At 64.9% G+C, this 22,721-nt stretch carries 19 protein-coding genes, 1 tRNA gene and 1 pseudogene; 12 read left to right on the forward strand and 9 right to left on the reverse strand.

All coding sequences use genetic code 11. The features are described 5' to 3' along the window. The first annotated feature begins 107 nt into the window (after positions 1–107). Positions 108–731 carry a TetR/AcrR family transcriptional regulator gene (locus ACFYO1_RS26340; RefSeq protein WP_387236258.1) on the forward strand — a complete coding sequence of 208 codons (624 nt, stop codon included), beginning with the start codon at positions 108–110 and terminating at the stop codon, positions 729–731. Here the strand turns inward: ACFYO1_RS26340 and ACFYO1_RS26345 are convergent, their stop codons facing one another. Next, positions 732–2,690 (reverse strand): Eco57I restriction-modification methylase domain-containing protein, encoded by a 1,959-nt coding sequence (locus ACFYO1_RS26345; RefSeq protein ID WP_387236261.1) that lies wholly within the window; start codon positions 2,688–2,690, stop codon positions 732–734. A gap of 130 nt (positions 2,691–2,820) precedes the next feature. Between ACFYO1_RS26345 and ACFYO1_RS26350 the strand changes: the two genes are divergently transcribed. Then, entirely contained in the window at positions 2,821–3,516 is a 696-nt protein-coding gene (locus tag ACFYO1_RS26350) for a nitroreductase (protein ID WP_387236263.1), read from the forward strand. Here the strand turns inward: ACFYO1_RS26350 and ACFYO1_RS26355 are convergent. From ACFYO1_RS26355 to aceE, 8 genes and pseudogenes are all read right to left on the reverse strand, one after another. Then, a complete protein-coding gene (locus ACFYO1_RS26355) occupies positions 3,489–3,980 on the reverse strand; it encodes a winged helix-turn-helix transcriptional regulator (protein WP_387236267.1) in 492 nt (163 codons plus the stop codon). The two genes, ACFYO1_RS26350 and ACFYO1_RS26355, sit on opposite strands and share 28 nt — an antisense overlap. A gap of 38 nt (positions 3,981–4,018) precedes the next feature. Next, positions 4,019–4,972, reverse strand: a pseudogene (locus tag ACFYO1_RS26360) (cation:dicarboxylate symporter family transporter); the annotation flags it as partial. A gap of 216 nt (positions 4,973–5,188) precedes the next feature. After that, positions 5,189–6,622 (reverse strand): acyl-CoA carboxylase subunit beta, encoded by a 1,434-nt coding sequence (locus ACFYO1_RS26365; protein ID WP_387236269.1) that lies wholly within the window; start codon positions 6,620–6,622, stop codon positions 5,189–5,191. Positions 6,623–6,818: 196 nt separating this feature from the next. Further along, positions 6,819–8,069 carry a KasA/KasB family beta-ketoacyl-ACP synthase gene (locus tag ACFYO1_RS26370; RefSeq protein ID WP_387236271.1) on the reverse strand — a complete coding sequence of 417 codons (1,251 nt, stop codon included), beginning with the start codon at positions 8,067–8,069 and terminating at the stop codon, positions 6,819–6,821. A gap of 10 nt (positions 8,070–8,079) precedes the next feature. Next, on the reverse strand, positions 8,080–8,379 hold the full coding sequence (gene acpM / locus ACFYO1_RS26375; RefSeq protein WP_150408150.1) for a meromycolate extension acyl carrier protein AcpM: 300 nt from the start codon (positions 8,377–8,379) through the stop codon (positions 8,080–8,082). Positions 8,380–8,499: 120 nt separating this feature from the next. Then, positions 8,500–9,414 (reverse strand): ACP S-malonyltransferase, encoded by a 915-nt coding sequence (locus tag ACFYO1_RS26380; RefSeq protein WP_387236274.1) that lies wholly within the window; start codon positions 9,412–9,414, stop codon positions 8,500–8,502. Positions 9,415–9,541: 127 nt separating this feature from the next. After that, positions 9,542–10,876, reverse strand: coding sequence for a PucR family transcriptional regulator (locus tag ACFYO1_RS26385; protein ID WP_387236277.1), 1,335 nt, complete (start codon positions 10,874–10,876; stop codon positions 9,542–9,544). Between the two features lie 11 nt (positions 10,877–10,887). Further along, a complete protein-coding gene (aceE, locus tag ACFYO1_RS26390; RefSeq protein WP_387236279.1) occupies positions 10,888–13,794 on the reverse strand; it encodes a pyruvate dehydrogenase (acetyl-transferring), homodimeric type in 2,907 nt (968 codons plus the stop codon). Positions 13,795–14,028: 234 nt separating this feature from the next. Between aceE and ACFYO1_RS26395 the strand changes: the two genes are divergently transcribed. From ACFYO1_RS26395 to ACFYO1_RS26440, 10 genes are all read left to right on the forward strand, one after another. Next, complete coding sequence (locus ACFYO1_RS26395) at positions 14,029–14,586, forward strand: hypothetical protein (RefSeq protein ID WP_387236282.1); 558 nt, start codon at positions 14,029–14,031, stop codon at positions 14,584–14,586. 126 nt (positions 14,587–14,712) lie between these two features. Next, on the forward strand, positions 14,713–15,135 hold the full coding sequence (locus tag ACFYO1_RS26400; RefSeq protein ID WP_378721905.1) for a DUF3052 domain-containing protein: 423 nt from the start codon (positions 14,713–14,715) through the stop codon (positions 15,133–15,135). Positions 15,136–15,210: 75 nt separating this feature from the next. Further along, complete coding sequence (locus tag ACFYO1_RS26405) at positions 15,211–15,675, forward strand: peroxiredoxin (protein ID WP_378721904.1); 465 nt, start codon at positions 15,211–15,213, stop codon at positions 15,673–15,675. 19 nt (positions 15,676–15,694) lie between these two features. After that, a tRNA-Val gene (locus ACFYO1_RS26410) sits at positions 15,695–15,766 on the forward strand. A gap of 810 nt (positions 15,767–16,576) precedes the next feature. Further along, positions 16,577–16,732, forward strand: a complete 156-nt coding sequence (locus ACFYO1_RS26415; RefSeq protein ID WP_387236285.1) for a transposase — start codon at positions 16,577–16,579, stop codon at positions 16,730–16,732. Beyond that, positions 16,729–17,361: an IS3 family transposase gene (locus ACFYO1_RS26420; RefSeq protein ID WP_387236288.1), complete on the forward strand. Its 633-nt coding sequence runs from the start codon at positions 16,729–16,731 to the stop codon at positions 17,359–17,361. Before ACFYO1_RS26415 ends, ACFYO1_RS26420 begins: the two co-directional genes overlap by 4 nt. 54 nt (positions 17,362–17,415) lie before the next feature. Continuing rightward, positions 17,416–17,808, forward strand: coding sequence for an integrase core domain-containing protein (locus ACFYO1_RS26425; protein WP_387236290.1), 393 nt, complete (start codon positions 17,416–17,418; stop codon positions 17,806–17,808). Between the two features lie 242 nt (positions 17,809–18,050). Beyond that, positions 18,051–18,572 (forward strand): DUF4365 domain-containing protein, encoded by a 522-nt coding sequence (locus tag ACFYO1_RS26430; RefSeq protein WP_387236292.1) that lies wholly within the window; start codon positions 18,051–18,053, stop codon positions 18,570–18,572. Then, positions 18,569–19,678, forward strand: a complete 1,110-nt coding sequence (locus tag ACFYO1_RS26435; RefSeq protein WP_387236295.1) for a hypothetical protein — start codon at positions 18,569–18,571, stop codon at positions 19,676–19,678. The genes ACFYO1_RS26430 and ACFYO1_RS26435 overlap by 4 nt, the downstream gene beginning before the upstream one ends. A gap of 160 nt (positions 19,679–19,838) precedes the next feature. Next, positions 19,839–22,721, forward strand: coding sequence for a helicase-related protein (locus ACFYO1_RS26440; protein WP_387236298.1), 2,883 nt, complete (start codon positions 19,839–19,841; stop codon positions 22,719–22,721).

Raw genomic sequence — 22,721 nt, forward strand, 5'->3', positions numbered from 1 at the left:
CCGCGACCGGCCCGCCGCACGTCGGTGAAATAATGAAGGTCCATCACCCGCACCGTCGCGACGCCTTTCCGCACGCCCGGCACTCGCACGAATCGACTGGAGACCAGATGCCCACTGTCCCGCCCATGCTGCAGCGCATCCTGGACAAGCCCGTCGCCGACGGCGAGAAACTCCTGGAAAGCGCGCTGTCGGCCTTCCTGGACTTCGGCATCAAGCGGACCAGCATGGGCGAGATCGCCCGGCGGGCAGGCATCAGCCCGGCCACCCTCTACCGCCGCTTCGAATCGAAGAACGAGCTGGTCGAAGCGGTGAGCGTGCGCGAGGCGCAGCGGTTCGTGGCGATGATCGACAAGCAGGTGCGGGCCGTCAGCGGCTCCGAGGACCAGCTGATCGAGATCTTCGTCGCGTTCATCACCGCCATCGCGAACAACGAGCTGCTGCGCCGCCTGCTGCGCACCGAACCGGACCTGATCCTGCCCCGGCTCACCACCGACGCCGGCCCGATCCTCACCGTCGGCCGCAGCTACCTGGCGGAGAAACTGCGCGAATTGCGCGACACGGAGAACACCCACGACTTCGACGCCGACCTGGTCGCCGAGATCATGGCCCGGCTCGCGCTGTCGCTGGCGCTCACCCCGGACGGGCTCATTCCGGTCGCCGACCGGGACGCCGCTCGCGAGTTCGCCCGGCGGACGTTGATGCCCATGGTGGGCGTGCACGTCACCGCGTAGTCAGAGGACGGGCAGCGACACCTCGAACGCCCTCGCCACCCGCTGGTCCAGTTCCGACCGCGCCGCCGCGTCCGGCAGACGGCCGTCGACGAACTCACGGGCCAGCTCGACGATGGCCGCCGAACCCGCCGATCCGGGATTCGGCAGGGGTAGTCGCGAGACGTACTGGGTGATCCATCGACGGCGGCCCGAGTACAGGCGGTTGCCGCAGACCGTGTCGTAGAACCGCAGTCCGAGCGCCGAATTCGCCACGCCCATCAGCAGATACGCCAGCCGGTCGGCGTCGGCGGGGTTCGCGGCCAGATCGGGTAGCGAAATCCAATAGCAGTCGCCGTTCACCACCGCGTCCGATCGATCGAGGGCGAACCTGGGGCGGTCGCTGATGTCCGGGAAGACCAGTTTCGGTTCGCGCCACAGGTGCGGACGCTGCGGTACCCAGATCTCGAACCATTCGCGGCCGCTCGGAGCCAGATAGTGGCGGGCGGCGAGGGTGTCCTTGTGGGCGCGTAGATACTCGGCGGCGCAGGGGAATTCGTTGAGATCGATCGGTGTGCGGTTCGGGCGTCCGAGGTCGTACGGGTACAGCACACGGGCATCGTGTGCTCGGGCGATCCGCCACGGTTCCAGATCGTGGTGGGTGATCAACTCGCGCAACAGTTCCGGCTCCGGAGGCGGCTCGACATCGGACCATCGGTCGGAGATGAACACCTTGTCGGCAGTTGTCTTGATACCCACCCGGATTCGGGCAACCTCACCAAAGGTCCGCCAGGTGGTCGCGGCGATACCGGATAACCACGAGTCGACCTCGGCGTTCGACATGCGCCACGCGGTCTCGGATTCCTCCTTGCGCCGCACAGTTCTTCGGCGCCCGGTCCGGTTGGATAGGCGTTCGGGCGCTGACTGCAGCGCCGAATTCGATCCGAATTGCCACGGCCCGTCACCCTCCAGCCCCGCCCTCGTTCCACGAACCTTCGACGAACCACCGGCCCCCACATCCGCCCTCGACCCACCAACACTCAACGAACCCTCAGCCCCCAGGCTCGCCTTCACCCTGGGTCGGCGGGGGCCTGTGTCAGGATCGTCCGCGCGGTCCCCCGCAGAAACATCCTGCACCCCTGCTGACCCCGCCGACTGTCCGGTTACCAAGGTGCCGACTTCTATCGCGAATGTTCGTCCGCGGTGTGTGACACGGCGACCACTTGTGCCGGTGAGTGCGTCGAAAAGGTCTGTCGTGGGGTCGGTTTCGCTTCCCTCGACCTCGTATGCGGAGACGTACCTGCAGGCATCGTCACACTCGGCCCTGGTCGCGATGGTGATGGCCGGCAGTACCGCTGCCTCGAACAACTTGGTGTCCCCGAGGTCGTACAGCTCTACCGGTGTCAGCTCGGCCAGTAATAACCGGCGAATGTTCGCGCCGGCCTTGGTCGTCAGGAATCGGTTGGCGCACAGCAGCCCGAGTACCCCACCGGCACAGAGCAATCGGGGCAACGTCGCGACGAACGGATGCGTCAGATCGATTCGTCCGCGCAATCCGTACTGCTTACTCAGCAGTTGCGCGGTGGCCCCGCCCAACTGCTGGGTCCGCACGTACGGCGGATTCGTGATCACGGCGTCGAACGAACCCGCCGCGAGTTCCTCGGCCACGGTCAGGAAGTCGCCGACCTGCCAGTCGACACCATTGCCCGCGGTGCGCGCTCGCGCTGCCGCGAGCGCCGCGGCGTCCAGGTCGTACCCGGTCAGTTCGACCCGGACCCCCGGCAGCCGGATCGCGGCCTCGTCCCGCAACGCGAACAGCAACTCCCCGTCGCCGCACGCCGGATCGAGCACGCGCAGCACCCCGTTTTCCGGCCGCGGCACGTGCGTGAGCAGCCGTCCGGCCAGGAAACGTGCGAGCTCGGGCGGCGTGTAGTGCCTGCCGTGCCGCTTGCGATCCCGTGCGGCGGGGGCTCCGGACGCCATGCGCTGGATTCTGCCCTGTCAGCGCCCGGCATTCAGGGCAATGCGCGCACTGGCCCGCTCTGCCCGCGACAACGACCGGCTTCCGCTGCTAACGTTCGGTCTCATAATGGGACTAAACGAAGGAGCGGGGATGACCACTGCCGATGCGGCCACGGACCAGTACACGGCGCTGGCCCGGGTGCTCGACGAACGCTGGACCTGCCGGCAGTTCCGGCCCGATCCGGTGCCTCGGGAGGTCATCGAGACGCTGTTGCGGCTGGCCCAGCGCACCGCCTCCTGGTGCAATACCCAGCCGTGGCAGGTCGTGCTGACCGAGGGCGCGGGCACCGAACGGTTCCGCGCCGAACTGCTCGCGCACGTCCGAACCGCAACGCCGGAACCGGATTTCCCGTTTCCCGCGCAGTACACCGGGGTGTTCCGGGACCGTCGGCGCGAGTGCGGCATGCAGCTCTACGACAGCGTCGGCATCAGCAAGGGCGACCACGAGAAGACGATGCGGCAGGCGGTGCGCAACTTCGAACTGTTCGACGCGCCGCACGTGGCGATCGTGACGACGGAGGCGGATCTCGGCGTGTACGGCGCCGTCGACTGCGGCCTCTACCTCGGCAACTTCCTGCTCGGCGCGCACGCCCTCGGGCTCGGCGCGGCACCGCAGGCGGCGCTGGCGTCGTATTCGCCGTTCCTGCGCGGCTATTTCGGCATCCCGGACCATCGCCGGGTAGTCGCCGGAATCTCGTTCGGTTACCCGGACACCGAACATCCGGTCAACGGGTTCCGCACCGCCCGCGCGGACCTGGATCAGGTCGCGACCTGGTTCACCGACTGATCCGCTTCGCTCGCCGGCGCGAGCAGGCCCCGGCCGGCCTCGGGCCGCACGTCGCGCGCGGTGAGTTCGGTCCCGCACTCGTCGCAGCCGAGGGTCGCGTGTGCCTCGCCGGTGCAACCCTGGTGGGCGTAGCGCACGGGCGGGCCGTCGGGGGCCAGGTAGGTGTCGCCCCAGTCCCGGATGGCCATCAGGATCGGATAGATGTCATGGCCCTTCTGCGTGAGCCGGTACTCCTCGTGCGCGCCGACGTCGGCCTTGCGCTTGACCAGGATCTCGTGCTCGATCAGCCGATCGAGCCGGTCCTGCAGGCGGCTGCGGGAGATGCCGAGCGCGCTCTGGAAGCCGTTGAAGCGGCGGATGCCGGAGAACGCGAACTTCAGGATCAGCAGGGTCCAGCGGTCGCCGAAGATCACGAGCGGGCGCGTGATCGAGCACGGCACGTCGGCAAGTTCTTCGTAGCGCACTTCTCGATGCTACCGAGCGGGGCTGCGCCGGCAGCCGTTCACGGTGCCGCCTTTTCCAGCGCGTACTCCGACATCGGATCAGGGTCTTCCAGCGGAGGGACCTCCGCACCGTCGAGCACCTTGCGCATTCGTTCGGTGTCCAGCTGCCCTTCCCACTTCGCGACGACGAAGGTGGCGACGCAGTTACCGAGCAGGTTCACCGTGACCCGCATCGAGTCCATGATGCGGTCGGCGCCGAGGAGGAGGGCGACGGCGGCGACCGGGATGGAGCCGTGGCCGATGGCGGTGATCGTGGCCGAGAGCGCCAGGAACGACGAACCCGGCACGCCCGCCATGCCTTTCGAGGTCAGCACCAGCACGCCGACCGCGGTGAGCTGCTCCCAGAGGCTCAGGTCCACGCCGAGCGCCTGCGCCAGAAACAGCACGCAGATGGACAGATACAGCGTCGCACCGTCGAGGTTGAACGAATATCCGGTCGGCACAACGAGTCCCGTGGTCGCCTTCGAACAGCCGGCCTCGGTGAGCTTGATCATGATGCGCGGCAACACGACTTCGGTCGACGCGGTGCCGAGCGCGAGGAACAGTTCGTCCTTGATGTACTTGACGAACTTCCACAGACTCACCCCCGCGAACACCCGCGCAACCACCGCCAGGATCGCCAGAAACAGCAGTGCCGCAAGGTAACAGCAGGCGATGAGCTTGCCGTAGCTGCCGAGCGAGGACAGCCCGTACTGGCCGACGATGTAAGCCATCGCACCGAACGCGCCGAGCGGGGCCAGGCGCATGATCCAGCCGATGATGGTGAAGAAGATCCGCCCGAGATGATCGATGCCCTCCAGGATCACCGGCGGCGCTTGCTTACTCAGCCCGTCGCCCGCCTTCCCCGAGCCGAACTTGGCCAGCGCCAACCCGAACAGCACCGCGAACGTGGTGACCACCTCGAAATAGATCAACGCCTGCACGCCGATCCGCCCGACCGCCTTCACGTCCCCACAGATATATCCGGCACCCACACAGCCGCGTCTTTGCGCACCTGGTTGTCTCATCACACACCACTCAACCTGCGCAGAGGTGTGCGAGGAATCAGCAAGTGCGCAAAGTAGCCGGTGGGTGTGCGAAAGGGGTGCCGGACAACGAAAGTGGGCCCCGGGTGTACCCGGAGCCCACTGTTTGGCGCTCAGTTCAGAAGCCCACTATTAGCGCTCGGATCAGAGCGGAATGTTCTTCAGGTGACTGGCCCGCGCCGGAGCCGCAGCCAGGGCCGCGGCGATGATGCTGCGCGTCTTCGCGGGATCGATGACCTCATCGACCACGCCGATCGCGACGGCACGCTCGACACCGCCGGCGATGCGTTCGTGCTCGGCGGTCAGGCGCTCATGCAGCGCTTCGCGCTCCTCTTCCGGAGCCGCGGCCAATGCCTTCTTGTGCAGAATTCCGACGGCAGCCTTGGCCCCCATCACCGCGACCTCGGACCCGGGCCACGCGTACACCGCGGTCGCCCCGAGGGCACGCGCGTTCATCGCGATGTAGGCACCGCCGTAGATCTTGCGGGTAACCAGGGTGACCCGGGGAACGCGAGCTTCGGCGAAGGCGTGCAGCAGCTTCGCACCGCGACGCACCACACCCTCCCACTCCATACTCACGCCCGGCAGGTACCCGGGAACGTCGGTGAGCACGATCAACGGGATACCGAACGAATTGCACAGCCGCACGAAACGCGCTGCCTTCTCGGCACTTTCGGAGTTCAAGCAGCCGCCGAGCCGAATCGGGTTGTTCGCCAGCACACCCACCGTGCGCCCGGCCAACCGGCCGAGACCGGTGACGATGCTGCGCGCGTACCCGCCCTGCAGCTCCTCGAACGAGCTCTCTCCATCCACGTTGTCGAGCAGTTCGTGGATGATCGGCTTCACGTCATAGGCGCGCTTGGCCGACTCCGGCAGCATCGCCTTCAGATCGACATCGCCGTGCTCGGCGGCGACCAGATCGAACTCGCCCTGCTCAGCGAACATCGACACCAGGCGACGCGCGCGATGCACCGCGTCGGCCTCGTCATCGGCGACGATGTGCGAGACACCGGACTTCTTGCCGTGGGTGACAGGCCCACCGAGGGTCGCCATGTCGACCTGCTCGCCGGTCACACTGCGCACCACATCCGGGCCGGTAACGAAAATGCGGCCCTCCGGGGCCATGATCACGATGTCGGTCAGCGCGGGGCCGTACGCGGCGCCACCGGCGGCGAAACCGACAACCACGGAAATCTGCGGGACCAGCCCGGACGCGCGAACCATGGCCTCGAAGACCAGTCCGACGGCGTGCAAAGCCTCGACCCCCTCGGCGAGCCTGGCCCCGCCGGAATGCCAGATACCCACGATCGGCACACCGGATTCGATCGCGGTGTCGATCGCGTCGACGATGTGCTTGCAGCCCTCCACACCCATCGCACCACCCATCACGGTGGCATCCGAGCAGTAGGCCACGGTGCGCACGCCGTCGACCTCGCCGATGGCGGCGAGCACACCGGACTTGTCCCTGGGGTGCAGCGGAAGAATCGTGCCGGGATCGAAGAACCGCTGTAGTCGGCCGAGTGGATCGCGCGGATCCAGGTCCGTCCCCTGTTGCAACGCGGGAGCGATAATCGTCATCGCGTTCTCTCCTCACCTCGATGAGTGCAGCGCCACTGCGGCCGCAAAAATGTGGAAACCCCGGCGGGTTCGGACCTGCTGGCCCGATCCCGCCGGGGTCGTCGTGCAGTCGATCCGGTCTGTGCGGTAGGCCCGGAGGCGGCAGCTTGCGTCACCACGCAGGGCCCCGCACAGACCGAATTCGGCGCTGCTGTTGTTACGCCCGGCCGAAGGCGAGCGCCACGTTGTGCCCACCGAAACCGAAAGAGTTGTTGATCGCGTACTCGATCTCCTGACGGCGAGCCTCGCCGTGCACCACATCCAGATCGATCGCCGGATCCTGGTTGTCCAGGTTCAGCGTCGGCGGGACGATGCCGTCCCGGATGCTGAGCACCGTGAGCACCGACTCGAGGGCGCCGACAGCGCCGATCGAGTGTCCCAGCGCGGATTTCGGGGCGTACACCGAAGCGTGCTTGCCGATCGCCAGGTTGATCGCGTTCGCCTCGGCGGTATCACCGATCGGCGTCGCGGTCGCGTGTGCGTTGACGTGCGTGATGTCCTTGGCGGACAGACCTGCGGTCTGCATCGCCCTGGTCATCGCCCGCGCCGCGCCGACACCGTCGGGTGCGGGCGCAACGAGGTGGAAGCCGTCGGAGGTGATACCGGCACCCATCAGGCGGGCGTGGATGGTGGCTCCACGTGCCTTGGCGTGCTCTTCGGTCTCGATGACCATCAGCGCGCCCGCCTCACCGAAGACGAAACCGTCGCGATCCTTGTCGAACGGACGCGAGGCACCCTTCGGATTGTCGTTGCGGGTGCTCATGGCGCGCATCATGCTGAACGCCGCGATCGGCACCGCGTCGATGTAACCCTCGACACCACCGGTGACGACCATGTCGGCATCGCCCATGACGATCATCCGCCATGCGTTGGCGATGGCCTCCGAACCGGACGAGCATGCCGAGACCGGAGTGACCACTCCTGCCCTGGCCTTCAATTCGAGGCCGACAACGGCCGAAGGGCCGTTCGGCATGACCATCTGCACAGCCAACGGCGAAATCTTGCGATAGCCACCGCTCTTCAGCTTGTCCACCGAGTCGATGAGGGCGTCGCCGCCACCCAACCCGGTGCCGATGGCCACACCCAGCCGTTCCGGGTCGACCTCCGGGCTGCCCGCGTTACGCCAGACTTCGCGACCGAGAACGGTCGCGAGCTGCTCGACGTACGCCATGCGCCGGCACTCGACTCGGGTCAGCAGGGTCTCGGGCCGGACCTTCAGGTGACCGCCGATGCGGACCGGAAGGTCGTATTCCTCGACGAAGGAATCCTCGAGAACGTCGATACCGCTCTCGCCGTTGAGGAGTCCCTTCCACGTCGCATCGACATCACCAGCGATCGACGTGGTCGCCGCCAGGCTAGTGACGACGACGTTGGGGAAGTTCCCGTTCAAGGTGGAAGGAGTGGTCACAGTGTCAGCCCTACTCGGCGTCGAACTTGGCCTTGAGCTCCGCGGCGGCTTCGCTGTTCTCCGCCTCGAGCTTCTGGATGTAGCCGACAGCGTCGCCGACCGTCTTCAGGCTGGCCAGATCCTCGTCCGGGATCTTCACGCCGTACTTGTCCTCGGTCTGAACCGCGATCTCGACCATGGACAGCGAGTCGATGTCCAGGTCATCGACGAAGGACTTCTCGATCGTCACCTCGGAGGGTTCGATACCCGTCACCTCTTCGATGATCTTGCCGAGTTCCTCGACGATTTGTTCCTGGGTCAGAGCGGCCACTTCGTGGCTCCCTTCTTGTTCTTTTTGTAGGGCGTGTACTGGTTTTTCGGATCGAGACGGCCGAAGGTTACGTCCGCTCGGTCACAACCGTGCATATCGATGCATGGCTGCGCAGGAAAACTAGCCGGAAATGCTCACCCCGGCCAACGCGGGGAGGTCTTCCGGGGTCTTCAGGGCCACGGTGCGTGTGCCCTTCAGCTCCCGTTTCGCAATGCCGACGAGGGTGCCCGCCGGTGGCAACTCTGCCACCATGGAAACCTCTGCCCGCCTTACGGTTTCGGTGCACAGATCCCATCGGACGGGCCGGGTGACCTGGGCAGCAAGCTTGTTGATCGCGTCGCGACCCGAGCTGACCGGCTTGCCGTCGAAGTTCGACAGCAACGTCCTGGTCGGGTTGTTCGGCACGATCTGCGATATGGCATCGGTCACAGCCTCCTGTGCCGGCGCCATGAACGCCGTGTGGAAAGCACCCGCGACGGGCAGCGCGCGAATCCGCGCCTTCTCCGGCGGGTTCGCGGCGAGTTCCGCCAGCGCGTCCAACCGGCCCGCGGCCACAATCTGGCCCGCCGCGTTGCGGTTGGCCGGAATGAGGTCGAGCTCTGCGAGCCGGGCGAGCACGGTGGCCTCATCGCCACCGAGCACCGCGGACATGCCGGTCGGCTCCAACGCGCACGCCTTGGCCATCTCCGAACCACGGATGGCGGCCAATCGCACCGCGTCATCCGGGGAGATGACCCCGGCGACAGCGGCGGCGGCGAGTTCACCGACCGAATGCCCGGCGACGATGGTAGCGGCCGGAAGTGAATCCGTGGGGATTTCCGCATAGGCGAGCAACGCGGCGGCCACGACGAGTGGCTGGGTCACTGCGGTATCGGTTATCTCCTCCGCCGTCGCGGTGGTGCCGAGGCGAACCAGGTCGAGCCCGGAGGCCATCGACCAGAGGATAAGCCGGTCACGCGCGCCAGGGAGATCGAGCCAAGGCGCGAGCATGCCGGGAGTCTGGGACCCCTGTCCAGGGGCGAACAACGCGATCACTCCCTAAGAGAACACTGTGAGGCGCCTCGCCGGAGATGTCGACGCGAATGAAGCTTGCCCTCACGTTTTGTGGGACTCCCACAAAACGCCACGTGGGTCGATCAGATCGAACGTCCCACGATTTCCGTTACAGGCCCTCTTCGCCCACCGTGAAATGAGTGGCCTCTGGGGTTGGTGTTGACGTTTCGTTACGGGTTCGTGTCAAACGACCCACGGTGGCGGCGATTCTGAGCACGTAGGCGTCCCGCGGATTCATCGGATCACGTCCCGTGATTTCGGCAATCCGTTTGAGGCGGTAGCGAACGGTATTTGGATGGACGTACAACTGACGCGCGCACGTCTCGACGGCTCCACCGCAATCCAGATAGGCCTCGAGCGTGTCCGCCAGTGACGATCCCGCCGAGGCCAACGGAAGGACAAGATACTCGTTCAACGCGTCGATCGCAGCTCGATCGCCGAGCAAGGCGCGTTCCGGCAGCAATTCGGTCGCATGCACCGGGCGTGGCGCGCCCCGCCAGCCCACCACGGCCTCCATGCCGGCCAGCGCCTCGACCGCGCTGGCGTGCGCGGCGCCCAGCGTGCGGGTGGTCGGGCCGATCACCACGGGGCCGTCGGAGAAGACGTCGGCGAGCAGGTCGGCCAGAAACGGCGATATATAGGAGGACTCGCCGAGGTGGCCGCTCACGACCATCACCAGGCGAGTGCCCTGTACTACGGCGAGCGCGGCGCGGCCGTGTCGCGCCGCGATCGCGTGCACCGCACCCACCGACGACACACCTTGCTCGCCGGGTGGTGTGCCGACCAGCACGGTGGCCGGCGCGGTGGCATCCCAGTTCAACGTGGCGGCCCGGGACAGCATGTCCGGCCCGGTGTCGCCCCGCACCACGGCGTCGACGACCAGTGCCTCCAGTCGGGTGTCCCACGCGCCGCGCGATTCGGCGGCGCTCGCGTACACCGAGGCGGCGGCGAAGCCGAGCTCACGCCCGTACCGCAACACCGCCTCGGTGAGCGCGACCAGCTGCCGGTCGTTGCGCGCCAGCGCGGGCAGCCACTGTTCGAAGAACTCCATGGCCACCCGGACCATGTCCACGGTCTGGCGCAGCGTCAACCGCCGCGCCAGATCCTGCGGGATCACCTGGAACGCGTCGAGGCTGAACCGGATATCGCTGTCCGGGTCCTGTAGCCATTCCAGGAAGTTCACCACCGCGGTCTGCACCAGCATCTGCACGCCCGCGCGTTGCGCGGCGTCCAGATCGGCGAAGAACGGCAACCGATCCTGCATCGACCCGACCGCCTCGGTGGAGAGGCGGCCCGAGAACTGCTTCACGCGTTTGAGCAGCGTGTCCGGTAGCGGGTCGCGGGTTTGCCGGTTCGGGGAGAGCGCGCCCGTCGGCAGATACACCTCGTGCTCGGAAGAGCCCTCGGAGATCCGTCGCGGCCGCGGCGGTTTACGGTCCACCATCCAATCGTCCGCTACTCGCCGTCCCCGTCGGAACTCGAGGCGTTCTTCGGCGCGGCGTCGACGTCATCGATGCGGTACTTGCTCGCGGCCTCGATCACCTTGGCATTGTCGATCTTTCCCGCCTTCGCGAGACCCGACAGCGCCGCTACCACGATCGATTGCGCGTCCACATTGAACACCCGGCGAGCCGCGGCCCTGGTGTCGGAGAAGCCGAAGCCGTCCGTGCCGAGTGTGATGAAGTCGCCGGGAACCCACTTGCGCACCTGGTCCGGAACCGCACGCATCCAGTCGGTCGCGGCGACGAACGGGCCCTCGGCGCCGGAGAGCGCCTCGGTGACATACGGCGTGCCGTGATCCTCGTCCGGGTAACGCAGTGCGGCGATCTCGCGCTGCAAGGCCTCCTTGCGGAGCTCACCCCACGAGGTCACCGACCAGACATCGGCCTGCACGCCCCACTCCTCGGCGAGCAGCGCCTGCGCGCGCAGGCCGTCCGGCACGGTGACGCCGGAGACCAGGATCTGCGCCCGCACCTCGCCTTCGCCGCCGGGCTTGTACAGGTAGATGCCCTTGAGCAGGCCGGCGATGTCGACACCCTCCGGCTCGGCCGGCTGCTGGTACGGCTCGTTGTAGAGGGTGATGTAGTAGAAGATGTCCTCGCCGCCGAAGCCGCCGTCCGCCTTGCGGGTATCGGTGCCGGGCACCGCGTACGGACCCGGTTCCGGGGCGCCGCCGCCGTACATCCGGCGCAGGCCGTCGCGAATGATGTGCGCGATCTCGAAGGAGAACGCCGGATCATAGGTGACCACAGCCGGATTGGTGGACGCGAGCAACAGCGAGTGCCCGTCGTTGTGCTGCAGGCCCTCACCGGTGAGCGTGGTTCGCCCGGCGGTTGCTCCGAGCACGAATCCGCGCGCGAGTTGATCCGCCGCGGCCCAGAGGCCGTCGCCGGTGCGCTGGAAACCGAACATCGAGTAGAAGATGTACAGCGGGATCATCGGCTCGCCGTGGGTGGAGTACGAGGTACCCACCGCGGTGAACGACGCCGTCGAACCGGCCTCGTTGATGCCCTCGTGCAGGATCTGCCCGACCGTGCTCTCTTTGTAGGCAAGCATCAACTCGGCGTCGACCGATGTGTACAACTGGCCGTTGCGGTTGTAGATCTTCAACGAAGGGAACCACGAGTCCATACCGAAGGTACGGGCCTCGTCCGGGATGATCGGGACGATCCGCTTGCCGATCTCCTTGTCCCGCAGCAGCTCCTTCATCAGCCGCACCAGCGCCATGGTGGTGGCGACGGCCTGCTTGCCCGAACCCTTGCGCACCGACTTGTACGCCTCGTCGCCCGGGAGTTGCAGCGGCTTAGCTGTGGTGCGTCGTTCGGGCAGGAACCCGCCGAGCGACTTACGCCGATCGAGCATGTACTGGATCTCGCGCGACTCCATGCCCGGGTGGTAGTACGGGGGCAGGTACGGATCCTTCTCCAACTCGGCGTCGGTGATCGGAATCCGTTGCAGATCACGGAAGTCCTTGAGGTCCTGCAGGGTCAGCTTCTTCATCTGGTGCGTGGCGTTGCGGCCCTCGAAGTGCTTGCCGAGGGTGTAGCCCTTGATCGTCTTGGCCAGGATGACCGTCGGCTGACCCTTGTGCGCCATCGCGGCCGCGTAGGCGGCATACACCTTGCGGTAGTCGTGGCCGCCGCGCTTGAGGTTCCAGATGTCCTGATCGGACAGGTCCTGCACGAGCGCCTTGGTCCGTGGGTCGCGGCCGAAGAAGTGGTCGCGCACGTAGGCGCCGTCGTTGGCCTTGTAGGTCTGGTAGTCGCCGTCGGCCGTGGTGTTCATCAGATTCACCAGTGCGCCATCGCGATCCGCGCCGAGCAGCGCATCCCACTCGCGGCCCCAGATCACCTTGATGACGTTCCAGCCCGCGCCGCGGAAGAACGACTCCAGCTCCTGGATGATCTTGCCGTTGCCGCGCACCGGGCCGTCGAGCCGCTGCAGGTTGCAGTTGACCACGAAGGTCAGGTTGTCCAGGCCCTCCAGCGCCGCGACGTGCGCGAGACCGCGCGACTCCGGCTCGTCCATCTCGCCGTCGCCCAGGAACGCCCACACGTGCTGATCGGAGGTGTCCTTGATGCCGCGGTCGTGCAGGTAGTGGTTGAACCGCGCCTGATAGATGGCGTTCATCGGGCCGAGACCCATGGACACCGTGGGGAATTCCCAGAAGTCCGACATCAACCGCGGGTGCGGGTACGACGGCACACCGTGCCCCGGACCACCGTGGCTGTATTCCTGCCGGAAGCCGTCGAGCCGGTCGGTGCCGAGCCGGCCCTCGAGGAACGCGCGCGCGTAGATGCCCGGCGAGGCGTGCCCCTGGATGAAGATCGAATCGCCGCCGCCGGAGTGATCCTTGCCGCGGAAGAAGTGGTTGAAGCCGACCTCGTAGAGCGCCGCCGAGGACGCGTAGGTCGAAATGTGGCCGCCGACACCGATGCCGGGGCGCTGGGCGCGATGCACCATGATCGCGGCGTTCCAGCGGATCCAGGCCCGGAAGCGCCGCTCCACCTCTTCGTCGCCGGGGAACCACGGCTCGTTCTCGGTGGGGATGGTGTTGACGTAGTCGGTCGAGGTCAACGCGGGGATGGCGACACGGCGTTCACCGGCCCGCTCCAGCAGACGGAGCATGAGGTAACGCGCTCGGCCGGGACCCTCACGGTCGAGCATTTCATCGAACGACTCGAGCCATTCGCTGGTTTCCTCCGGGTCGATGTCCGGTAGGTAGGACGCCACCCCTTCGCGGATAACCCGAACACGCTCGGTCGGCTGGACTTGCGATCCGTTCGGATCACGGCCGGCCGGGGCGGCGGGATCGGATCCAGCGGGTTGCGCTGGAGCGGAAGAGTGGATCAGGTCGGTCAAATCTGCTCCTCGTACAGGGGTGGACATGCGGATAGCGTCGGTATCCCCGAGTGATGGCGCGTGGGTTTGCGTACCACTCGTTTACGTAAGGTCGGGGCGCACCCTCCATCCTTGCCGATGGTGTGCCCCAGGTCATCATGTCAGCAGGAAATCCAGTACCGTGCGCTGGGCAACATGAGCCGAGGCCGCGATAGTTTTCCAGCGCCAGCGAGGCGCACGTCATACGGGAGGACGATGAAGACGCTGGACCCGCGCGGGTTCGGATTGGTGTGCGCGACCGGAGCGGTCGTTGTCGGCATGGTCGTGGCCGGCTGCGCGAATCGGGTCGAGGGCACGGCCAACCCCAATACCGCTGATCTGGCGGCCTACAAGACCGAGGCGGCAGCCTCGTCGGCCGCGGCCACCTCGTCCAAACGCGCTGCGGCACAGGACCGGGCGATCACCGACAACTGCGCTCAGTTCCCGACCACCACCGGCGTCGGAGTCTCCAAGTACAACGAGTTCATCGACGCGCACGACGCCAACGCGCCCGACTACGCCGCCAAACGAGAACTCGCCGCGTCAACCCTCGATGACGCCGCGAACAAGGTGGAGACCGGAGTCAGCACCGGCAAGGACGCGCTGCCGCCGGAGCTCGCGGCAAAACTCACCGATTACGTCACAGCGGCCCGCGCGCTCTCCGCCGAGACCCGCAAGATGACCTACACCGCGCCTGTCGGGCCGCTCAACGACGCAAGCAGGCGGGTCAACGACGCGCGCAACGCCGTTCGCGACGCCTGCCCGAAGCGCTGAAACGGTCCATGACACAACATTGTCACGCGACATTCCGGGCCATTTTCTGCGGATCGGCTTGCGCTGGCGGCAATAACCATGTTCGCTTGCAACTACCTATTGTCGGGAGTTGAGGAGGACACCACCGTGGTCGCCGCGGCGGACGCGCAGAACTACGCTCAGAAGCTTGGCATTACACACGGCTTGGTTGTCCAGGAATTGGGCTGGGACGAGGACGTCGACGACGACTTGAGAGCCGACGTCGAGGAGGCCATCGGCAGCGATCTTGTCGATGAGGATTCCGATGAAGTAGTCGACGTCGTGCTGCTCTGGTGGCGTGACGGGGACGGTGATCTGGTCGACGCACTGATGGATGCGATCGGTCCGCTCGCCGACGAAGGCTTCGTCTGGGTACTCACGCCCAAAACCGGACATCCAGGACATGTAGAACCGAGCGAAATCGCAGAATCCGCACCGACCGCCGGTCTGACTCAGACCTCGGCGATCGCTCTGGGTAGCTGGGCGGGTAGCCGCCTGGTGCAACCGAAGGCGCCCTCGAAGCAGCGCTGACCCACCTTTCGCTATGGTGTCGCCGGGCGGTGATCGCGCCGCCCGGCGGAAACCCGACACGATGGAGGATTTGCGATGCCGCTCGAAGTTGGCACTGTCGCGCCGGATTTCACGCTCAAGGATCAGAACAACCAAGACGTCAGCCTGTCGGACTACCACGGCAAGAAGAACGTCCTGATCGTCTTCTACCCGCTCGCCTTCACCGGCATCTGCCAAGGCGAGCTGTGCAAGGTGCGAGACGAACTGCCCAAGTTCCAGAACGACAACGCGGAGATCCTCGCCATCTCCGTCGGCCCGCCCCCGACCCACAAGATCTGGGCGGCCGAACAGGGCTACGTCTTCCCGTTGCTCTCCGACTTCTGGCCGCACGGCGCCGTCGCCCAGGCCTACCAAGTCTTCAACGAGAAATCCGGCTACCCCAACCGCGGAACCTTCGTCGTAGACCGCGAGGGCTACATCCGATTCTCGGAGATGAACGGCCCCGGAGAGCCCCGTGACCAGGCGGCTTGGGAGAAAGCGCTCACCGCGCTAGATTCATAACCCGGTCGTCAACGATCAAGGGCGTATAGCTCAGCGGTAGAGCTCTGGTTTTACACACCAGCGGTCGGGGGTTCGAACCCCTCTGCGCCCACTTCGCTCAAGGACGAGCCTTCCTCGCGGAAAAGCGCGAGCCTGGTTCGCTTTGTCTGTCTAGTGGGGGCGGTGCACCGCCTGCCCAGCTCGCCGGTCCCGAGACCATGCCCACTGACTGTCAGTCCCGAAAGTCGCACCCTGGACCCCATCCCAGGCGTCCGTCCCGAGGCCCGCCGGGACATGTCGTTGCGCCCCGCAGAACTGGTGCATGACGCCCTTAGGGATCAGGGCTGCCGCCTTTTCGTGTTGGACAAGACGGCGCGAGCATCAGCACGACGGCCGCTGTCTCGATGAAAAACGGCAACGATGCCAGCACACAGCCTGACTGGACCATCGCAGTGCAGCCACCAAGCCAAGGCGCCGACTACCGTCGCAACTGTGCCGGCGCCCGCGAGCAGTTGATCAACGTCACCTCATTGTCTCCGCAGTAATTGCTGTCGACTACACGATGTGGCTCTGCAATTCCGGGGCAGTCGCAAGGCGCGACCGGGGACGTTGCGCAGCTGTCCGGCCGAACGGGCTCACGAAGGTGTAGCGGAACTCCTGAGCGACCGGCCAGGCCGCCAGGGGTGTTGGCTTGCTCCAAATTTCATGTTCCAGCAAACCGACTCGGCGCAGTTCTCGTAATCCCCGCTCAGCAGTTTCGCTGCTTATGCCATACCAGTGGCTGGCCCGATCCGCAGGCAGGATGAATCCAGGGGCTAGCGTTGACCCGATCAGGAGCATGGCCTTCGCATGGAGTGAGGTTCGCCTGAAGTAGTGGACATCCGAGATAGCGGGACCGATGGTCCCTGGAAGGATGTTCCTCATGCCTCGTCCGCGTCGATCGTATTCGCCCGAGTATCGGGTGGAGGCGGCGCATCGGGTGATCGATTCCGGTCGTCCGGTGCGTGATGTCGCTCGCGAGCTGGATGTGCACGAGAACCTGCTGCACAGGTGGGTGCGTGAGAGCGGCGGCGAATGACCGCGGCCGGGCAGGCCGGTCGTGGTGGGCGAGAACCCAATACCGGAGGCGAGCAACCACTTTCCGAGGAAGAGCGTGCGGAACTGGCCACGGTGACTGCGTCAGGCGGCGAAGATGGCCGAACAGGCCAAGGACATCGCTTTCCTGCACAAAGCCTCGGCGTACTTTGCGGTACGGCATCCAAAATGAGCAGGTTCGAGCTCATGGCGGCAGCGTGCGCCGACCACGATGTGTGCCGTATGGCCGGACTGCTCGGCGTCTCAACCTCGGGCTACTACCGGTTCCTGCAGGTCCGTGCCGATCCGCAACCCGTACCGCGACTGCAGCGGCGCCGGGGTCTGGAAGTGAAAATCCTTGCCCACCACCGTGCCTCGCGCGGCACCTACGGTTCGCCGCGCATCACCGACGACCTACACGCCGAGGGCGAGCGGGTCTCGAAGAACACCGTCGCAGCGATCATGGCCGACCTCGGGATCGAGGGCATCAGCCCGCGCACGTTCAAGACCACCACCGTGGTCGACCCGGTCGCGGAGTTTCCTCCAGATCTGGTTGTCCGCCGATTCGACCGTGGCCGTCCCGATCTCGTATGGTCCTCGGATATCACCTATCTGACCTGCGGTGAAAGGTGACATGTTCTTGTGCGCCATCCGCGATGAGCATTCCCGGGCGCTGGGCTGGGCGCTGTGGCCGACCATATGCGCGCCGAACTCGTCATCACCGCGGTCGACCGGGCGGTGTTCGTGCGCGGAGGCCGCTGCCGGTCGACGATCCTGCACAGCGACCGCGGCACCCAGGACACCGCCAAGGCCACCGCCGCGGCCTGCGCCCGTCACGGCTTGCTCCGATCCGCCGGCGCGACTGGAATATGCTGGGACAACGCTGGTGCCGAAGGCCTGTGGTCGAGTTTCAAGCATGAGTCCTACTACCGGCACGCCTTCGCCACGAAGGCCGAACTTGTTGCTGCAGTTGACAATTGGATGCATTTCCACAATCATCAGCGGCGTCACTCGGCGATCGGAATGCTCTCACCTATCGACTACGAGCAGTCCCTGAACGCCACCCCCGAAGCGAGCTAACCGCGTCCACTTTTCGGGGGAACCTCACGTTGTCCGACACGCACCTTGGTCGGACGCGCAACCCTGGACACTTTGCGGTCGAAGCTCGCTCGAGGGAGCTTCGACCGGGAGATGCCTGGGTTGGCAACCGTCAGCTGGCAATGACCTTCGCCGACGATGCCACATTCGGCGAGACAACCGACTAACGTAAGAAGTGGATCTTGTTCGGGCTGAAGAGCCGACGCGGGGGAGGCGAGATATCCATGACTGGTCAGTGGGCCTTGGGCGAGAAAGAACACCAGGGGCTCTACGGCGAGAGCTTTGTGCAAGCCCTCGCTGCCGCCGCTGGCCTACAGACCGCCCGCCCCTACCCGGACTGCACCGGCATCGACTACCAGCTCACCCTGCCCAGCGAGCGAGACGACGACTTCCCCCGGATGGAGGTCCAGGTCAAGAGCTGGTCCAAGCCGAAGCAGGCAAACGGATGCTGGCAGTACCGGGGGCTGACAGAGAAGCAGTTCAATGCACTGGCCGGGAAACGCCGCGTTCCGCGATTCCTGTTCCTCGTAATCGTGCCCGACTCCAGCAGCGGTTACACGGTTGCGGCGGAGTCGGGCCTTATGCTCGCTCGTGCAGCTTACTGGCAGTCGTTCGAAAACGAGGATCGTGTTCCCAACCCGAGCCAGTTGAGGCGTAGAAAGGTGCTTGTTCCCGAGACACATCTGCTCAGTGTTAGGACATTGCTGGATCTGTTCGATCCGTTGCGCGAGTTGGGCCGACCATGAGCGAGCTTCCCAGCCCCATCGATCCCGCTGCTCTCAGCGGGTACCTCGCCAGTCGCGGCTGGCAGCAGGACGGTTCGTGGCGCGGTGCGCACATCTGGACCCAACCTGACCGCGGTCGGTTACTAGTTCCTGAGCACGTCGAATATGCCGATGACGCGGAGCTACTCCAAACCGCGGTGATCAAACTCGCGGGTATCGAGGATCGCGCACCGCGTGAGATCATGCTGGATATCGCTGAACCGGAGATGGACGTACCGGTTTTCCGGCTGCAACCCGATACCCCTTCAGGCACGATCCCACTTCCCTCAGCGATGAAAGCGATACAGGGTATACACGATGCGCTGAAAGTGTCGGCGCAGACCGTCGAGCTCGGGCCACGTTTGCTCTATACCGGCCAACGCTCACGCTATATAGACCACTTTCTGCGGCGAGTACGCATCGGAACGACGCGCGCGGGAAGCTACGTCTTCGACGCGCGTGTTCCAATCGGGGCACCGCCAAGGCTGACGCTCGACGAGCTATGGAATAACGAGTTGCCCGGCCGTCACGTCATGACCACGTTTTATCAAGCCATCGTCGCTGTTCACACAGCTGCGGCGAATGTTGCGGGCGATCAGGCCGGCTTCGGTCTGCTCGACGATGGAACGGAACAAGGTGTTTCCGCGAATCTGTGCTCTGCGCTGGGCAATCTCGGTGGGGTGGACAAGAACCGTCCGTTCGACGTCGGTATCACATGGGCACGAGCCGAGGTCCCCGAGTTGCCGTCGACCACTCTCTCGTTCAGTCCGGGAATGGTTCGCACACTGGTAGCGGCGAGTTCTGAGCTCGAAAAGCTCGCGAAGTCTGGACGTGCCACAGTCACCGGAATCGTAGAGACCCTCACGTGGCCAGATGGGGAGGGACCGCGAGTTCGGATCAAAGGCGCTCTTCACGCGAGCAACGAAACCTTCCAACGTTCGATCTGGGTAGTGCTGACGCCGGACGACTACCGCCGTGCGTTCGACGCGCATGACGCTAAGAGGCAGCTTCGCGTGACGGGTCAGCTGGTCCCTGATCGAAAGCGCCTCGAAATGCGTCCAGATCCAGGCGGATTCGATGTGCTGTAGGTATCACACGGTGAACCACCGCGCACCGGACACGGGGCGCCCCGTTCCCCCTGAACTAACGGATGACCGAATCGCGCCGATACCTGGGAAACACGGTTCGCTGCAGTGTCGGTACCAAGTTTGACCCCTGCCCCGCGTCCCCCATCAGGAGCACCTTCGAATGACCTACGCCGCAGAGAGTGAGCGTCTAACAGTCGCCCCAGGTTCGATAGTCGTTGTTCGCGACGAGGAGTGGCTGGTCACGTCCGCCGAACATGGCTCTGACGGATGGCTACTGCGAGTGCGCGGTTTGTCCGAATTGGTAGCAGACACCAGCGCAGCGTTCTATGACAGCCTCGACGACGTCGAGGTGCTCGATCCCGCAAAAGCGCAAGTCGTCGCCGACGGTTCCTCCGGGTATCGGCAATCTCGACTGTGGCTTGAGTCGCTGCTTAGGAAAACCCCTTTCCCCTATGGCGACCAGACCCTGACGGTATCACCTCGTATGCTCGCGGACTCACTTGGTTACCAACGCGCTGCTGTGGCGAAAGCCCTAGACCCACAACATATTCGACCTCGCATCCTCTTGGCGGATGCGGTCGGTCTCGGAAAGACTCTCGAGATCGGACTCATCCTCTCAGAGTTGGTGCGGCGCGGCCGGGGCGAACGTATCCTTATTGTGACGCCGAAGCATGTGCTCGAGCAGATGCAACACGAGCTGTGGTGCCGCTTCGCACTACCGTTCGTCCGGCTCGACTCGGCAGGCATCCAGAAGGTTCGCCAGAAGCTGCCGGCGACCCGTAATCCGTTCACGTACTACAAGCGCGCGATTATCTCGATCGACACCCTCAAAAGTCCACGCTACAGGGCGCATCTGGAGCGCCAGACGTGGGATGCGGTCGTGATCGACGAGTCGCACAATCTGACCAATGTGGGCACGCAGAACAACGAACTGGCTCGTGTCCTTGCGCCAAACGCCGAGGCGTTGATCCTGGCATCTGCGACCCCGCACAATGGTCGCGAAGAATCCTTTGCCGAGCTGCTACGCCTGCTTGATCCGACGATGGTTGCAGCAGACGGGTCGTTCACGAAAGAGGATGTCTCGACACTGCTGATCCGTCGGCATCGGCACCACAGCGAGGTTGCTGCTGAGGTAGGCAGCGACTGGGCTGAACGAGCCGAGCCTGTGCACCGTCTAGTCGCTCCATCAGGTGCAGAAGATGCTGTAGCACAGGAACTTTCACAGACCTGGCTGTATCCGCAGCAGGGTTCATCGCCCTACTCCGGAGAAACGAAGGCACTGTTTCCCTGGACACTCGCGAAAGCGTTCCTCTCGTCCCCGGCTGCCCTGCAGGAGTCAGTCGAGCAGCGGCGCAAGAAGCTTCGCGACAAGGGTGGCCCGCACACCGCAGCGCAGCAGGTCGAGCTGAAGTCCCTAGATATGCTCGCGAAATTGAATGAACACGCCCTCGGCGAATCGGCGGGGAAGCAGAGGGCGCTGATCGACCGCCTCCGCGAAATCGGAATCGGTGCTAAATCCCCTATGCGTGCAGTGGTTTTCGCTGAACGCGTCGCCACCTTGAAATGGCTCAGCGAATCCCTGCCTGCCGAGCTCGGACTCAAACCTGAGAGCGTAGCGATGCTACACGGCGGACTGTCGGATATGGAACAGCAAACTATTGTCGACGGATTTAAAATGGAGACCTCACCTATTCGTGTACTTGTCACCGGCGATGTCGCTTCCGAGGGCGTAAACCTGCATGCCCAGTGCCACAACCTGATTCATTACGACATTCCCTGGTCGCTGATCCGCATCGAACAGCGCAATGGCCGAATCGACCGATACGGGCAGAAGTTCCCGCCGGTGATCTCCTCAATTATTCTCGAGCCGTCGGATCCGGAATTCTCCGGCGACCTGCGAGTACTCTCACGCCTCCTCGAGCGGGAGAACGAGGCGCACACTGCGCTAGGCGACGTCGCTTCCCTGATGGGCAAACACAGTGTAGGCGAGGAAGAATCGGCGATCCGTGATGCGCTCGCCAGACAGACGTCCCTGGACGAGGTGCTGCGAACGGTCGACCAGGTGGTCGAGGGCGAGGACATGGATGCATTCTTCGCACAGTTCAACACGGAGGAGATCGAGCCGCCGACTCTGCAGGAGGAGCCGCGCCACAGCTTGTACGCCGATGACATCAGCTTCCTCGATGAAGCAATGCGAGCCGCATTCCACGATGTGCCGCATGCCGATCCGGCCAGCGGCGGAATCGGATGGACTATGCATACCAACCATGGGATCGCCGAACTCATTCCGCCAAAGGATCTCACGCAGCGACTGAAGCAGCTCCCGCAGGCGTATGTAGAGCAAGGCGTGGACAAGCGGCTTAAGTTAGCCACATCGAAAGCGGTGGGCGACGCGCAGCTGCGTGCCGCGCGAAAAGGTAATGGCATCAACAACACAACCTGGCCGGAAGCACATTTCCTCGGCCCCCTGCACCCGGTGCTGGATTGGGCGAGCGACCGTGCGCTCAGCGCGCTGGGTCGAAATCAGATCTTCGTGATTCGGGGCGAGGTGGACGCAACAATGGTGCTGCTGATGGGCACGCTGATGAACCACCGCGGTCAGCTCGTCTCACGTGTCTTCTCCAGCGCTGCGTTCCCAAATCTGGATAATCCGTCGTTCTGTCTGGTCGAGACGCGGGAAGACCTCGGATTCCTCACCACAGAAACCGGTTTGAAGCCGGGCACTGCCAATCCTGGTCCGATCCCCGCGGTAGAGCGCTTCAGCGAGCTCGTACCGGTGGCCGTCGACAAGGCTGCCGAATCCATGAGATTGGTGCTGGACGAACACCAACGCTCCGCAGAGCAACGACTTCGGCAGTGGCGACAACGTGCCGACCGCTGGCACTCGAGCGCAGAGCAGCTGGAGTTGTTCGGCAGTCAGAAAAACAAAGTCGACAAGCTGTCCCGTCGCATCGCCGAGGAACAGCGCCTCGCCGAATCCCTGGCACCGACCCAGCAGTTGGTGCGTCCGCTCCTGATGATCGTTCCCGAGAAGGATCAGTAA

It is taken from the genome of Nocardia sp. NPDC006044, assembly GCF_042871115.1.
Taxonomy (GTDB): Bacteria; Actinomycetota; Actinomycetes; order Mycobacteriales; family Mycobacteriaceae; genus Nocardia.

What these genes read in the sequence shown, in the direction of transcription:
- ACFYO1_RS26435 (WP_387236295.1), top strand. Translation starts at nt 18,569, where the DNA reads ATGAGCGAGCTTCCCAGCCCCATCGATCCCGCTGCTCTCAGCGGGTAC.
- ACFYO1_RS26430 (WP_387236292.1), top strand. Translation starts at nt 18,051, where the DNA reads ATGACTGGTCAGTGGGCCTTGGGCGAGAAAGAACACCAGGGGCTCTAC.
- ACFYO1_RS26385 (WP_387236277.1), bottom strand. Translation starts at nt 10,876, where the DNA reads ATGGTGGACCGTAAACCGCCGCGGCCGCGACGGATCTCCGAGGGCTCT.
- ACFYO1_RS26440 (WP_387236298.1), top strand. Translation starts at nt 19,839, where the DNA reads ATGACCTACGCCGCAGAGAGTGAGCGTCTAACAGTCGCCCCAGGTTCG.
- ACFYO1_RS26415 (WP_387236285.1), top strand. Translation starts at nt 16,577, where the DNA reads ATGCCTCGTCCGCGTCGATCGTATTCGCCCGAGTATCGGGTGGAGGCG.
- ACFYO1_RS26345 (WP_387236261.1), bottom strand. Translation starts at nt 2,690, where the DNA reads ATGGCGTCCGGAGCCCCCGCCGCACGGGATCGCAAGCGGCACGGCAGG.
- ACFYO1_RS26365 (WP_387236269.1), bottom strand. Translation starts at nt 6,622, where the DNA reads ATGACGATTATCGCTCCCGCGTTGCAACAGGGGACGGACCTGGATCCG.
- ACFYO1_RS26340 (WP_387236258.1), top strand. Translation starts at nt 108, where the DNA reads ATGCCCACTGTCCCGCCCATGCTGCAGCGCATCCTGGACAAGCCCGTC.
- ACFYO1_RS26405 (WP_378721904.1), top strand. Translation starts at nt 15,211, where the DNA reads ATGCCGCTCGAAGTTGGCACTGTCGCGCCGGATTTCACGCTCAAGGAT.
- ACFYO1_RS26420 (WP_387236288.1), top strand. Translation starts at nt 16,729, where the DNA reads ATGACCGCGGCCGGGCAGGCCGGTCGTGGTGGGCGAGAACCCAATACC.
- ACFYO1_RS26350 (WP_387236263.1), top strand. Translation starts at nt 2,821, where the DNA reads ATGACCACTGCCGATGCGGCCACGGACCAGTACACGGCGCTGGCCCGG.
- ACFYO1_RS26395 (WP_387236282.1), top strand. Translation starts at nt 14,029, where the DNA reads ATGAAGACGCTGGACCCGCGCGGGTTCGGATTGGTGTGCGCGACCGGA.